The organism is Clostridium gasigenes (genome assembly GCF_900104115.1).
GTDB lineage: Bacteria > Bacillota > Clostridia > Clostridiales > Clostridiaceae > Clostridium > Clostridium gasigenes.
Genome location: NZ_FNJM01000001.1, coordinates 931,241 through 946,363, shown reverse-complemented (window position 1 = coordinate 946,363; position 15,123 = coordinate 931,241). Strand labels below are relative to the sequence as shown.

At 30.1% G+C, this 15,123-nt stretch carries 12 protein-coding genes; 10 read left to right on the top strand and 2 right to left on the bottom strand.

Annotated elements, in window-relative coordinates; all coding sequences use genetic code 11:
* Positions 1-127 precede the first annotated feature (127 nt).
* Positions 128-676, top strand: a complete 549-nt coding sequence (locus BLS77_RS04565) for a sigma-70 family RNA polymerase sigma factor (protein WP_089966298.1) — start codon at positions 128-130, stop codon at positions 674-676.
* Entirely contained in the window at positions 669-2,015 is a 1,347-nt protein-coding gene (locus tag BLS77_RS04560) for a DUF4179 domain-containing protein (RefSeq protein ID WP_089966295.1), read from the top strand. The genes BLS77_RS04565 and BLS77_RS04560 overlap by 8 nt, the downstream gene beginning before the upstream one ends.
* A gap of 58 nt (positions 2,016-2,073) precedes the next feature.
* On the opposite strand, the gene mnmH is transcribed toward BLS77_RS04560, so the two are convergent.
* Positions 2,074-3,174 (bottom strand): tRNA 2-selenouridine(34) synthase MnmH, encoded by a 1,101-nt coding sequence (mnmH, locus tag BLS77_RS04555; protein WP_089966293.1) that lies wholly within the window; start codon positions 3,172-3,174, stop codon positions 2,074-2,076.
* Positions 3,174-4,208 carry a selenide, water dikinase SelD gene (gene selD / locus BLS77_RS04550; RefSeq protein ID WP_341423413.1) on the bottom strand — a complete coding sequence of 345 codons (1,035 nt, stop codon included), beginning with the start codon at positions 4,206-4,208 and terminating at the stop codon, positions 3,174-3,176. Before selD ends, mnmH begins: the two co-directional genes overlap by 1 nt.
* A 190-nt stretch (positions 4,209-4,398) precedes the next feature.
* On the opposite strand from selD, the gene BLS77_RS04545 reads away from it, so the two are divergent.
* From BLS77_RS04545 to BLS77_RS04510, 8 genes are all read left to right on the top strand, one after another.
* Positions 4,399-6,153 carry an NAD(P)/FAD-dependent oxidoreductase gene (locus tag BLS77_RS04545; RefSeq protein WP_089966289.1) on the top strand — a complete coding sequence of 585 codons (1,755 nt, stop codon included), beginning with the start codon at positions 4,399-4,401 and terminating at the stop codon, positions 6,151-6,153.
* Complete coding sequence (locus BLS77_RS04540) at positions 6,146-7,423, top strand: NAD(P)/FAD-dependent oxidoreductase (RefSeq protein WP_089966287.1); 1,278 nt, start codon at positions 6,146-6,148, stop codon at positions 7,421-7,423. Before BLS77_RS04545 ends, BLS77_RS04540 begins: the two co-directional genes overlap by 8 nt.
* Positions 7,424-7,427: 4 nt before the next feature.
* The gene (locus tag BLS77_RS04535) at positions 7,428-7,805 is read left to right on the top strand and encodes a DUF1667 domain-containing protein (RefSeq protein WP_089966285.1); all 378 of its coding nucleotides are present in this window, start codon (positions 7,428-7,430) and stop codon (positions 7,803-7,805) included.
* Position 7,806: 1 nt separating this feature from the next.
* Complete coding sequence (locus tag BLS77_RS04530) at positions 7,807-9,363, top strand: FGGY-family carbohydrate kinase (RefSeq protein ID WP_089966283.1); 1,557 nt, start codon at positions 7,807-7,809, stop codon at positions 9,361-9,363.
* Between the two features lie 18 nt (positions 9,364-9,381).
* Positions 9,382-11,079: an FAD-binding oxidoreductase gene (locus BLS77_RS04525; RefSeq protein ID WP_089966281.1), complete on the top strand. Its 1,698-nt coding sequence runs from the start codon at positions 9,382-9,384 to the stop codon at positions 11,077-11,079.
* 478 nt (positions 11,080-11,557) lie between these two features.
* On the top strand, positions 11,558-11,977 hold the full coding sequence (locus tag BLS77_RS04520; protein WP_089966279.1) for a CBS domain-containing protein: 420 nt from the start codon (positions 11,558-11,560) through the stop codon (positions 11,975-11,977).
* 281 nt (positions 11,978-12,258) lie between these two features.
* Complete coding sequence (locus tag BLS77_RS04515) at positions 12,259-13,395, top strand: betaine/proline/choline family ABC transporter ATP-binding protein (RefSeq protein ID WP_089966278.1); 1,137 nt, start codon at positions 12,259-12,261, stop codon at positions 13,393-13,395.
* On the top strand, positions 13,388-14,938 hold the full coding sequence (locus tag BLS77_RS04510) for an ABC transporter permease/substrate-binding protein (protein ID WP_089966276.1): 1,551 nt from the start codon (positions 13,388-13,390) through the stop codon (positions 14,936-14,938). Before BLS77_RS04515 ends, BLS77_RS04510 begins: the two co-directional genes overlap by 8 nt.
* Positions 14,939-15,123 lie beyond the last annotated feature (185 nt).

Sequence of the window (15,123 nt, the reverse complement as noted above, 5' to 3'; positions counted from 1 at the left end):
TATATAGTAAAAAATAATGTTAAGGCATATCTAAATTGACTTGTTATTTATTTTACTACGACTAATGAAACCTAAAGCCTTATATCTCCATCTAAATATATGTAAAGAAAAATAAGGAGGGGATAAAATGGAGGCAACTATTAAAGGGGGAATTTACTTTGTGGATAATATAGATGTATATTTAGCTAAAAAGGGGAATAAAGAAGCTTTTGTAAAACTTATAATGGAAAATGAAAAGACTATGTATAGGGTAGCTAAAAATTATCTTTCATCTGATGAAGATGTTATAGATGTTATAGGAGAAGCAACCCTAAAGGCTTATGAAAAGCTAAAATCACTTAGAAATAATTCTTATTTTAAAACATGGCTTATAAGAATATTAATTAATGAATGTTATATAATTCTTAGGAAAAATAAAAGAGAAGTTTTAGATTTTGAAGAATCAGTAATAGATGAAATTCATATTGATAGCTATGAAGATTTAGACTTATATAAAGCAATGGAGCTATTGCCCAGTAATATGAGGCTTGTTTTAAGTTTACATTATTACGATGATTTATCAGTAAAGGATATAAGCTGTGCATTAGATATAAAAGAAAATACTGTTAAAACAAATTTAAAAAGAGGAAGAGAAAAATTATATGATTTGTTAAAAGGGGGAGATCATCATGAGTAAGGATTTTGAAATAGATAGCTTCTTGAAAAATAAGTTTGAAGATAATGATAATATCCAAGTGCCAAATGAAGTACATCTATCATTAGAAAAGCTTCTTAAGAACTTGCCAGAAAAGAAGAAGTCACATAAAATAAGAAAAAGTTTAATAGCTGCATCGGTAGCTGGAATACTATTTATGGGGACAGCTATTACATTTCCAGCCTTTGCAGAAAGCTTACCATTAGTAGGAGATTTTTTCAAAGTGCTTAATGAGAATAGTGAACATAAAAATTTTGTAGGTGAAGTTGAGGAAAATTCAACAGATATAGTAGGAAAGGTTTTGGATAGCAATATTGAGATAACACTTATGACAGCAGTTCCAGATAAAACAGGCATAACTATTGGATATTATATTAAAAGTTTGGATGGAAAGTTAGATATGCCTCAACTTTGGAATTGTAATGTAGAAATAGATGGAAAGCTATATATACCGGAATTTGATAATATAATTCATGAAGAAAAAGAAGATGGTCACTATCATATAACTAACCTAATAATACCAGATATTCCTGAAAAATTTAATTATAAAATTAATTTTACAAATATAACAGGTATAGATGGAAATTGGATCTTTAGTGGAAGTTTAGACAGGACTAATATGGATAATCAAACAATTGAAAAGACACTAAATATTGAGAAAGATACTTTTATAGGTAAAATAGAGGTTAAATCAGTAACTAAAAGTCCATTATATTTAAAGATACAGTATGTTGATTATAGCAGAAGAAACTGTATAAGTTTTGATGAGAACTATGAAGAAAAATATGATGATAGATATTCAAGATATTTTAGATTTGAAGAGCCTAAAGATACCATAGGTTATATGAGTAGTAGAGGTGATGAAAATGGATTAACAACAGTTATATATACTGGATTTGATTCTGATTTGAATTATATGGATATAGTTCCCGTAGAGATGTATAAGGGGGATCCAAATATTAAAGAAATTAATCCTAAAGAGTGCATTGATAAGGTAGTATATAATGGTAAGGCTGGAGTTTTAACAATAACAGATTATAAAGAAGAGGGAACAGAAAAATTTGTTAAGGTTAAAATCAGAAATAATGATGAAAAAAATATTGGAACAATAGTTTACAGATTAATGTCTGGAGAAAAAGTAAATAGTTTTGGTTATTTAATTAATAGAAGATTAGTGGATACTGCTGATGGAGAAGAAAAATTGGAAAATGGAAATGAAGTGTGGCTTAAATATGATGGAGATAAGCTCTTTATAGAAGGTGATAGAGAAAATGCATATATAAAGGAAGACACAGAAAATAAAATAAGAATAGACTTTTAAATAATTATGACTCCTGGGACAATCTATATTATAGGTTGCTCTAGGAGTCATAATTTCTTTATTTTAGAGATTTTAAATATTCTAATACATCTGAATTATTTCCTCTAAATAAAATATTTTTAGTAGTAGTATCTAATTGATGCTTATACATAGGATCATAATAATCAGTTAGAAATAACTTTATCCAATCTTGATGAAAATCATAAATTCCAGTTTTTAATTGATTTGCATAAGCTTTTTCAAAGTAAGTATATATTTGTGTAAATCGTTCCAGTCCTAATCGCTTTTTTACTCTGATTATGCTATTTGACATATAATTAAACCATTCTTGAAGCCCTAGCGCTTCATCACAATAATGTGCTATGTATTCGGACTGAGAGTTGATTACATATTCTTGAAGTGTAAGGTTAATACGTTCTTCAACAGGAGCCTCTAAAACAACTAAATCACCAGCATTAAAATATGCGGCTAAGGGCTTAGGAATAAAATTAAGCCCTACATTACCGCCTTCATCTTCTAAAATAATATGTGAGTAGCCTTTTGCTCTATGTTTTATAAGTTTACAAGCAAGAGCATTTTCAAAATTTATTTGAGTAGGCTGTGGTGTAGTATGTCTACCAAAGGTAGAACCTCTATGATTAGCAAGGCCTTCTAGGTCAATAGAATTTTCTAGCTCATTTAGCAAAATAGTTTTACCAGTTCCTGTGAAACCAGCTAAAACAATAGGTTTGCTACTTTGAACTTCAGCATCAAGTTCATCTATTAGATAATTACGAAATGCTTTATAACCACCTTCTAGTTTCACAATTTCTTTGCCAGCATACTTTTCAATCCATTCTTGACTAATACTTGAACGAGAACCACCTCTAAAACAATAAATCATACTTTTAGGGTTCTTAGTAATAAATGATTCCCAAGATTTTATACGTTCATCTTTTATATTTCCAGAAACTAATTCATGACCGAGCTTAACAGCATCATGATTTCCTTTTTCTTTATAACATATACCAACTAAATGTCGTTCTTCATCATTCATAATAGGTAAATTAATTGAATTTATAAAGGCACCCTTTTTAAATTCGATAGGGGCCCTTACATCAATTAATGGGATGTCCTCAAGAACAATGTTTTTAAAGTCACTTGTTGTTTTAAAAGTCATTATATCACCTTAATAAGTTTATTTTCGCGTTTACAAGTATATCCGATAGGTTTTAGTGATAAACCTACTGAAGAAGTAATTTGTAAAAACTCAGAAACACTTTCTTTCTTAACAATGGCAAGCAGTCCACCAGAAGTTTGTGCATCACAAAGTATAAATTTTTGTTCGTCTGTCATCTCAGTGATAGTATCTCCGTAACTATTAAAGTTATTACGAGTACCACCAGATATACAATCCATCGCAAGATATTTTCTTGCATTTGGAAGAAGAGGAACTTCATTAAAATTAACTACAGCAGATATATCACTACCGTCGCAAATTTCTCCAAGATGACCAAGTAATCCAAAACCAGTTACATCAGTTAAAGCAACAACACCATCTAGGGCAGATATTTCACCACCAATTTTATTTAGTGTACACATAGCTTCAATAGCTGGATCAATATGACCTGGTTCTATTAATTTTCTTTTTTGAGCTGTAGTTAGGATACCTATTCCTAAAGGCTTAGTTAAGAAAATCTCGCAATTTTCAGTTGCCATATTATTTTGTTTTAAACGATTATTTTCTACAAGCCCTGTTACTGCTAATCCAAAGATAGGTTCTGGAGAATCTATAGAATGGCCTCCAGCAAGTGGAATTCCTGCATCATCGCATACAGATCTACCTCCATCAATTACTTCTCTAGCTATTTCAGGTGAAAGTGTTTTAATTGGCCATCCTAATATAGCAATAGCCATAAGTGGTTTGCCTCCCATAGCATAAATGTCACTAAGAGCATTTGTTGCAGCTATTTTTCCAAAAGTAAATGGATCATCTACTATAGGCATAAAAAAATCTGTAGTGCTAAGTACAGAAGTTCCGTTACCTAAATCAAAGGCAGCAGCATCGTCTTTTGTACTATTCCCAACTAATAAATTTGGATAGCTTATAACATTACGTGAAGTTTTAAGTATTGAATCTAATACTGCAGGTGAAATTTTGCAACCACACCCAGCACCGTGGCTATATTCAGTAAGTTTAATATTTTCCATTATATCTACATCCTTTTTAATTTGTTATGTATTATTATAACATAATCATATACTTAAACTATATATAGATAACCTAATCAAAGAAAAAATTACCTTATCCTACTTAGGTGAGGATTTATCATTATTGTCATAAAAACAGCATAGTATATATAAATAATAAGATGTCCAAACATCCTAAGGAGATATGTATTTTATGGAGATAGATTATTTAAAAATTCAAAGGAAAATACAAAAAGATGTTAATAAGGAGGTTTACTGTAGCAAGTTAGGCTCATCAATACTACTTGAAGGTGAAGTATTAAGTTGGAATGAGGTAATAAAAGCAGGTAAGATTGCATCAAAAAGGGGATATAAGGGAGTAGTAAATAGGATTACGGCTCGGGGTCTAGATATACCTAAAATAAAAAGCCCAAGTATAAATGATAATTTGCTAGATAAGAAAAAGGTTGATGTACTTATAATTGGGGGTGGGGTAATCGGGTCGGCAATTGCACGGGAACTATCAAAATGGCAAATATCAATTCTTTTAGTTGAAAAAGAAGAAGATCTTGCAATGCATACTTCATCAAGAAATGATGGCATGGTTCACCCTGGAATAGAAGCTCCAATTGGTAGTAAAAAATCAATATTTAATGTAAGAGGAAATGAGCTATATACAAAGGTTACAAAAGAGCTTGGGGTAGATTTTAATAGATGTGGGTCTACAGTGCTTTTTGAAAAAAATATAATAAAGATTGCAAAACCACTTATAATGATCAGAGCTAAAAAGGTAGGAGTAAAGGATATTACTTTTTTATCTAAAGAAGAAGTGAGGAAAATGGAACCGAATGTATTAGATAATATAGCTGGAGCTATACACTTTGGTACTACAGGAGTATTATCACCTTATAAAATGACTTATGCATATGCAGAAAATGCAGCTATGAATGGAGTAGAGTTTTCCTTTAATACAATAGTATCATCTATAAATAGAGAAGGAAATGAAATATCTTATGTGGGAACAAATAGAGGAACTATATATCCAAAAGTAGTTATTAATGCGGCTGGTGTATATGCAGATAAAATAGCAGATATGGCAAATGATCAATTCTTTACAATACACCCAAGAAAGGGAGAATCATTAATATTAGATAAGAAAACTGGAAATCTGATTAATGGAGTAGTGGCTATGCCTTCATTAAGTTTATCAAAAGGAAACACTAAAGGCGGAGGTCTTATAAAAACTATAGAAGGAAATATATTAGTTGGACCAGATGCTTACGAACAACCTTATAGGGAGGATTATTCAACTAATAAAGAAAATATTGAAAATGTTATAAATAAGCATCTTAAAATAGTTCCTAAGGTTTCAAAGGGAGATGTTATAACTTACTACTCAGGGATAAGAGCAGCAACCTATGAGGAGGATTTTATAATAGAACAATCAGAATATGTAAAAAATTTAATTTATGCAGCGGGTATTCAATCTCCAGGATTAGCTTCAGCACCAGCTATAGCAGAGGAAATTGAAAAAATAACCTGTAATTTATTAAAAAATAAAATTGAGATAAAGCCTAATATTAATTGGAACCCAATAAGACTTGGAATACCAGAGATAAGAAATTTATCCTTTGAGGAAAGATCGAAAATAATAAAGAAAAGACCATCTTATGGAGAAATTATTTGTAGATGTGAGGAAATTAGTAAAGGGGAAATAGAAGATGCTTTAAGATCTCCAATACCTGTTACAACTTTAGATGGAATAAAGAAAAGGGTTAGACCTGGGGCTGGAAGGTGCCAAGGTGGTTTTTGTACTCCTTATTTATTAGAGATAATTAAAAATGAGACTGGAAAGAATTTTAATGAAATAACTAAAAATGGTGAAGGTTCAAGAATTTTAATAGAAGAGGTTCAGCAAGTGTATAAAGAAAAACCTAAAAATGATAGTGAGGTGGAAATAAATGAATAATAATAATATTCACTTTGATGTAATTATTTTAGGTGGCGGACCAGCAGGGCTAGCAGCAGCTTTATCTTGTAATGAAGAAGGCTCAAAAGTTTTAATAATAGAAAGGGCAGAAAAGCTTGGGGGCATATTGAAGCAATGTATTCATGATGGATTTGGACTTATAACCTTTAATGAAAAAATAAGTGGTCCAGAATATGCAAATAGATATATAAAAAAAGTTAGAGAAAAAAATATTGAAATTTATACATTAACCTTTGTTATAGATGTAAATAAGAAAGAAGAGGATTATATACTTACACTAGTTAATTCAAAGGAAGGGACTTTTAGGGTTTCAAGCAAAGCAATAATACTTGCTAATGGTTGTAGAGAAAAGACCTCAAGACAAATTTTTATAAATGGAGATAGGCCAGCAGGAATTTATAGCGCAGGTACAGCACAATATTTTACTAATATTTTAGGATACTTACCTTGTAAGGAGTGTGTTATTTTAGGTAGTGGAGATATTGGACTTATAATGGCTAGAAGACTAACTTTAGAAGGTGCAAAGGTTTTAGGGGTATACGAAGTAAAGGATACGCCTTCAGGTTTAAGTAGAAATATTTCACAATGTTTAGATGATTATAAGATTCCATTACATTTATCACATACCGTTACAAAAGTAATTGGAGATAAAAGAGTAGAGGCTGTAGAAGTTTGCAAGGTAGATGAAAAAATGCAACCAATAAAGGGGTCAGAAGAGGTCATAAAGTGTGATAGTTTAATATTATCAGTTGGGTTAATACCAGAAAATGAAATTGCTGAAAAACTAGGAGTTGAGATTGACGGAAATACAAAAGGCCCTATAGTAGATCAAAATTTTATGACTAGTGTTAATGGAGTTTTCTCTTGTGGAAACGCACTTCATGTAAACGATCTAGTTGATTATGTTTCTGAAAGTGGAGATTTTGCAGGAAAGAATGCTGGGGAATATGTTAAAAAAGGAATATGCAAAGAGGATATAGATATTAATTATAATAGTAAAGATTTTCTTTATGTTGTACCACAAAAAATTAATATAACTACAAAAAACAAAGTTACTATGTATTTTAGAAGTAGAGAGATAAAAAGAAATGTAATAGTAGAGCTAAAGTTAGGTGATGAAGTAATATTAAGTAAAAAATATATAGTTATTAAGCCTCCAGAAATGGAAAAATTAATTATAGAAATAGACAAGCTACAAATAGATAATAAATCAAAACTAAATTTCTTTATGAGCACTATAAAGGAGTAATTAAATGGAAAATAAAAAAATTATATGTATTGTTTGTCCAAATGGTTGTGAATTATATGTGAAAAAACTAGGAGAAGAATTGATAATAACGGGTAATAAATGTAGCAGAGGAAAAGATTTTGCTATAAATGAAATGATTGACCCTAAAAGAAGCATATCATCAACCGTAAAAACAATATTTGAAAACATGCCAAGATTACCAGTAAGAACAGATACAGAGATAAGTAAAGAAAGAATAATTGATTTAATGAAGGTATTGAGTAATGTTTTAATAGATAAGCCTATTAGGGTAAATGATGTAATAGTAGAAAATGTATTAGATTCAGGTGTTAATGTAATTTCAACTTCAGATTTAGGCTATGAAAATAGGAGGACGCAATGATATGGATAATAAATATGTCCTTTCAATAGATTGTGGAACTCAAAGTGTTAGGGCCTTAATATTTGATAGTGTTGGAACTTTAATAGGAAAAGAAAAATTAGATTTTATTCCTTATTTTTCTACAGAGCCTGGATTTGCAGAACAAGATCCACAGGTGTTTTGGGAAGGGATATGCAGAGTTTGTAAAAATCTTAAAGAAAATTTTGAAGATATATGGGATGAGATTTTATCAGTAACTGTTACAACTCAAAGAGATACTGGAATAAATTTAGATAAGAATGGTAAGGTTCTAAGACCAGCTATAATATGGTTAGATCAAAGGATGGCTAAATGTAGTAAGCCAATAAGTTTTAAATATAGAGTTATGTTTTCATTAGTAGGTATGAATAAAGCTATTGAAGTTTCTAGGCGTAAAAGTAAAGCTAATTGGATAAAAGAAAATCAACCTTATATTTGGGATAAGACTTATAAATATTTATTACTTTCAGGTTATTTTAATTATAAGCTTACTGGTAAATTTATTGATTCTATAGCATCCCAGATAGGCCATATACCTTTTAATTATAAGAAAAAGCAATGGCCACAAAAAGAAAAAGATTATAGGTGGGAAACCTTTGGAATTGAAAAAGATAAGTTGCCTGAACTTGTGGAACCTGGAACAATTTTAGGATATATAAATAAAGATGTTTCAGAGGAGACTGGAATAAAGATAGGGATTCCTGTTATAGCTTCTGGATCAGATAAGGGTTGTGAAACCATAGGAACAGGATGTAAAAATTTGGAGTATGTAAATTTAAGTTTTGGAACAACAGCAACAGTACAAGGAATGGCAGAGAAATATTTTGAACCTTTAAGATTTATGCCTGCTTATCCAGCTTGTATTCAGGGGTATTATAATCCTGAGTTTGAAATATTTAGAGGGTATTGGATGATTAGTTGGTTTAAAAAAGAGTTTGCAGCTAAGGAATCTATTGAAGCTAAAGAAAAAGGTATAACGGAGGAAGAAATTTTAAATAAGAGGTTAATGGAAATTCCACCAGGATCTCATGGTCTTATTCTACAACCTTATTGGGGGCCTGGGTTAAAATCTCCAAAGGCAAAGGGTGCAATAATAGGTTTTGGAGATATTCATACACGTATTCATATTTACAGGGCAATTATAGAAGGAATAAATTATGGATTATTAGATGGAATAAATAAAATAGAGAAAAAATCTAAGGTAAAGGTTAAATATGTAATGGTATCTGGCGGGGGTTCGCAAAGCAATACTATATGTCAGATAACTTCAGATATGTTAAATAGAAAGGTTTATAAAAGTCATACACATGAAACATCAGGTCTTGGAGCTGCAATAGTATCATTTGTAGCTTTAGGAATATATCCAAACTTTCATGAGGCTGTTGATAATATGGTTCATTATAAAGTGGTATTTGAGCCAAATAAGGATAATGCATTAATTTATTCGAAATTGTTTAATAGAGTTTACAAAAAAGTATATTTAAGACTTTCTTATTTATATTCAGAAATTCAAAGAATTACAAATTATCCAGATATTTAAATTTGAGGGGGAAATATTATGAGTAAAACAGAAGGAAATAAATTCAGACCTACCTGGTGTGAAGAGATACCTCCAGAGGGTTCTTATAGATCTATATTAAAATGGGGAGATAAAAAAGAATTTAAGCATCCTAATGATAGGTTATATTCATTAATGAAGAAAACATTTGAAATGACAGATATTGATTTTAAAAATACCCAAAAAACAGGAATTGAAAAGGTATCATTTAATAAACCTATTACTTTAACTGAAGATCAAATTAAACATTTTGAAGATATTGTAGGTAAAGAAAATATAAAGAGAGATGATTATTCAAGACTACAAGTAGCTTATGGTAAAACAATGATAGATTTAATGAGGCTTAGAGAAGGGATAGTTGAAAATATACCAGATATAGTTATACATCCAAGGAGTAAAGAAGATATAGAGAAAATAGTTAAGTTTTGTAATGAAGAATTAATACCTATATATATTTATGGAGGAGGTTCATCAGTAACTAGAGGTGTAGAGTGCGTTAAATGTGGGGTATCTTTAGATATGAGAGTTCATATGAATAAGGTAATTAGATTTAACGAAATAAATCAAACAATAACTGTTGAACCTGGAATGTCAGGACCAAAGCTTGAAGAAACATTAAATAATGCAGAAAAGCTTTTTGGGGCTAAAAGAGCATATACCTGTGGACATTTTCCACAATCTTTTGAGTACTCAGTAGTAGGAGGTTGGGTAGTTACAAGGGGAGCTGGACAAAATTCTACGTATTTTGGAAAAATAGAGGATATGGTAATATGTCAAGAATATATTACTGCTATTGGAACTATTAAAACTCAAGAGTTTCCAGCAAATTCAACAGGGCCATCTATAGATGAAATTATGATGGGAAGTGAAGGTGCTTTTGGAATTCTTGTATCAGTAACGGTAAAAATATTTAAACATATGCCAGAAAACCAAAGAAGATTTAGTTATATATTTAAAAATTGGGATGATGCAAGGGAAGCAGCAAGAGAAATAATGCAAGGTCAATTTGGATTTCCATCAGTATTTAGATTATCAGATCCAGAAGAAACTGATGTTATGATGAAGCTTTATGGAGTAGAGGAAACTATAATAGATAAGGTAATGATAGCAAGAGGATTTAAACAAAATCAAAGGTGTATGTTTTTAGGATTTACAGATGGAGAAAAGAGTTTTACAAAGGTGGTTAGAAGAAAAGTTCATAAAATATGTAAAAAATATGGGGCAATGTACACTACAGGTTTTGTTACAAAATCTTGGGAACATGGAAGGTTTAAAGATCCATACTTAAGAGAAGATTTACAGGATTATGGAATAATGACAGATACATTAGAATGTTCAGTATCTTGGGAAAATATGAAATATGTTCATGAGGGAGTAAGAGAATATTGTAAGAGCAGACCAAATACAATTTGTATGACTCATATGTCTCATGTATATCCTCAAGGCGCAAATTTATACTTTATATTTATAGCTAAGATGAATGACATAGATGAGTATTTAAAATATCAGTCAGGAATATTAGATAATATTCAAAAATATGGAGCATCAATGAGTCATCATCATGGCATAGGAAAGATGACAGCTCCATGGCTTGAAGGTCAAATTGGAAAAAATCAAATGGATGTCTATAAAGCATTAAAGAAACATTTTGATCCTAATAATATAATGAATCCAGGAGGAACATTAGGATTAGACTAGGAATTATTTAATGCATATTGTGACTTGGGTTTATCCCAGGTCTTTTTTTGCCTAAAATTCTAAAAATAAGACATTATTATTAATAGTAATTGCTGTAGCAAAAGCAAGTTTTATTCAGTAGTTTAGTTGAATTATTTAATACACTGAAACTAAAATTGTGAAGAAAGTTAAAATGAATAATGTATCTTAACCCTGGGAATCATAAATTTGGAGGTGATGAAAAAATGCAAAAAAAATCTGAAGAAAAAAGAAAAAATGAAACTATAGATTCAAAATCAGAACAGCCAGTAACAAGAGGAACTGGTTTAAATCTGACTAAACCTGTTAGAGGTTTACCTGAGTAATAAGAGATGTAAAATAAAATTATATTATATTATATTATATTATAGTATCATAGATGATAATAATTCATGAGCATCTAATGTTTAGTTAAGAACTTAATAAGTCTAAATTACAAATGAAAGAAGAGGTGCATACAATGAAAGTAGATGAATTAATGACAAAGTCAGTGGTAACTTTAAATGTAGATGATACTGTTGAAAAAGCTGCAACTTTAATGAAAGAACATAATGTTGGGTCAATACCTGTTTGTGAAGGCAATACAATTAAGGGAATAATAACTGATAGAGACATAACATTAAAAGCTGTAGCAGTTGGAAAAGATTCTAAGACTCAAACTGTTAATGAGATTATGACTACTAATATAATAACAGGAAATCCAAATATGAGTATAGATGAAGCAACAAAAATAATGAGTGAAAATCAAATTAGAAGATTGACTATAGTAGATAATAATAATTTAGTTGGCATAATTGCACTAGGGGATTTAGCTACAGAAAACAATAGTGATGAAATGGCAGGAAGTGCTTTAAGTAGCATTTCACAGGGAACAAAATAATTAGAAGTTAATATAAAACTAAAATGTATTCTATGGAATAGACCTCAAAAAAAGTCTACTCCATAGGGTATAATTTAAAAAGCAAGAGGGTAACTTTATATTTATAAAAAACCTCTAACAAACAATGAATTGCCACGTTAAAGGCTTATTAGTAGTTTGGAAATTTGTAATTATATTTAGTAGAAGGTAAAGAGAATTTTACTTTTGGGGCAAATTATGTTATACTTATAACTGACAACTTAATAAAAAATACAAGTTGTCATTAGCCGAGGAGGTTTAATATGATAGAATTCAAAAATGTAACGAAAAAAATTGGTTCAAAAACTATTTTAGAAAATATAAACTTAACTATAGAGAAAAATTCTCTTGTTGTTATAATAGGCTCTAGCGGATGCGGTAAAACCACTTCATTAAAAATGATAAACAAGCTTATTACCCCTACATCCGGAGAAATTTATATAAATAACATGCCTATTTCTAAGATGAACACAATAGAGCTTAGACGGGGAATAGGGTATGTTATTCAAAATACTGGGCTTTTCCCTCATATGACTATTAGAGAAAATATTTCTTTAATTCCAGAGTTGAAAAAAATTGAAACTAAAGAAGCTATTGCTAGTAAAACTAATGATTTATTAAAGCTTGTAGGGCTTTCGCCAGAAGAGTACTTAGATAAATATCCTGGTGAGTTAAGTGGTGGACAACAACAAAGAATTGGAGTTGCTAGAGCTTTTGCTACTGATGCTGAAATAATTTTAATGGATGAGCCTTTTAGTGCCCTTGATCCTATAACACGTAGTTCTCTTCAAGAGGAACTTTTTTCAATGCAACAAGAGCTACACAAAACAATAATATTTGTTACTCATGATATGGAAGAAGCTATAAAGCTAGCTGATAAAATTTGTATCATGAACAAGGGGGAAATTGCACAGTTTGATACACCTGAAAATATTCTTAAAAATCCAGCTAACGATTTTATTAAAGATTTTATCGGAGCAAATAGAGTCTGGAATACCCCAGAATTTATAAAAGCTAAGGATATTATGATTAAAACACCTGTTTCAGTTTCTTCTTCGAGGAACATTTTACAAGCAATTGAAATTATGAAAATTAATAAGGTAGATAGTTTACTTATTGTTGATAAATCTAATATTTTGATAGGGCTTGTAACTTTAAAAGACATTAAGCGTAGCACTGCAAAAGAAACGAAACTTGAAGAAATAATGGAACATAATGTATTATCTGTTTATGAAGATGATAATATTTTAAATATACTTGAATTAATTAACTCTCACGCTATCGGATACATTCCGGTTATAACAAAAGACAATCACTTAGCTGGTCTTGTAACTAGAAGTAGTTTGATTTCAGTATTAAGTGAACAATTTTTAGATACGGAGGAGTTAAGTAATGAGTAAATTTTTTGAATTTGTAATAAATAGAAAAGAAGAAATTCTAAGTTTGTTTATTCAACATATATATTTAACTTTTGGCGCTATTTTAATTGCTATTTTAATTGGTATTCCACTAGGTATTTTGATGAGTAAAGTTAAAACACTTCAAAAACCTATTTCTGGTCTAATAAATGTAATCCAATCTATACCTTCTATGGCTCTTCTTGGATTATTAATTCCTATACTGGGTATTGGAAGTGTCCCAGCTATTACTATGGTAGTTTTATATTCACTTCTACCAATTGTTAAAAACACTTATACGGGACTTACAAATATAAATCCTGATGTACTCGAATCAGCTAGAGGTATGGGACTTACTAGTAGACAGACACTTAGACTTGTTCAAATCCCACTAGCACTTCCACTAATTATGTCTGGTATTAGAATATCAGCAGTTATGGCAGTTGGTCTTATGACTCTTGCTGCATTTATAGGTGCAGGTGGGCTTGGATACCTTGTTTATTCTGGAATACAAACTGTTAATAACAATATGATTTTAGCAGGAGCTATACCATCTTGTATATTAGCACTTGTAATAGATTTTCTTTTTGGAAAAATTGAAGTTCTTATTATGCCAAAGGGTTTAAACCCAACTAAGCATAAATCTAAATCAACAGGTTTAAAAGTTACTTTAGCTATAATTTTAGTTGCTTTAATAGGCTCTTCACTATTTGCTGTTTTAAAGCCTAAAGGTGAAACTATAGTTATTGGATCTAAAAGTTTTTCTGAACAATTAATTTTAGGAAATATGTATGCAGAGTTAATAGAAGAGCATACTGATTTAAATGTAGAAAAAAAATTAGGTTTAGCTGGTAGTTCTGTTACTATGGAGGGGCTTTATGCTGGTGAAATTGATCTTATGGTTGAATATACAGCAACACTATATATAAATGTATTAAATCAAGAACCCTCTGTAGATAAAGAGCTTATTTATTCTAAATCAAAAGAAATTATGGAGAAAGAACATAAGCTTACTTTATTAGAACCACTGGGATTTAATAATGGTTTTACTATAGCTATGAAACCTGAAGTAGCTGATAAATATGGAATAACTTCAATATCTGATTTGGCTAAAGTAAGTTCTGAATTAGTTTTTGGACCTACCTTAGAGTTTTTAAATAGAGTGGATGGATTTCCAAATTTAGCTTCAGTTTACAATTTAAATTTCAAAAATGTTGTTGGAATTGATGGAGCTCTTAGGTATAAGGCACTTGATAATGGCGAATCTGATGTTATAGATGCCTTTACAACTGATGGACTTTTAAAAACCTTTAATCTTAAGGTTTTAGAAGATGACTTAAACTTTTTTGCACCTTATGATGCAATTCCACTTGTAAGAATGGAAACACTTGAAAAGTATCCTGAACTTAAAACAGTTTTAAATATGCTATCCGGTAAATTAAGTCAAGAAACTATGATTGACCTTAATTATAAAGTAGATGATCTTGGCGAAGATCCTGCGCAAGTTGCTAAAGAATATCTTCGCTCAGAAGGTTTAATTAAATAATAAATAATATAAAGCACTTACTGTGGTAGGTGCTTTATTAATTTGTGGATAAAGTGAAATTTACATTAAAACAAATAACAATATAATATACGAAGATATGATTTTGTAAAAAACAAACACAAATAATAAACTTGTTAATATGTTATAGCTTAAAATCTAAAAGGGTTGACAGATATAATGTAATA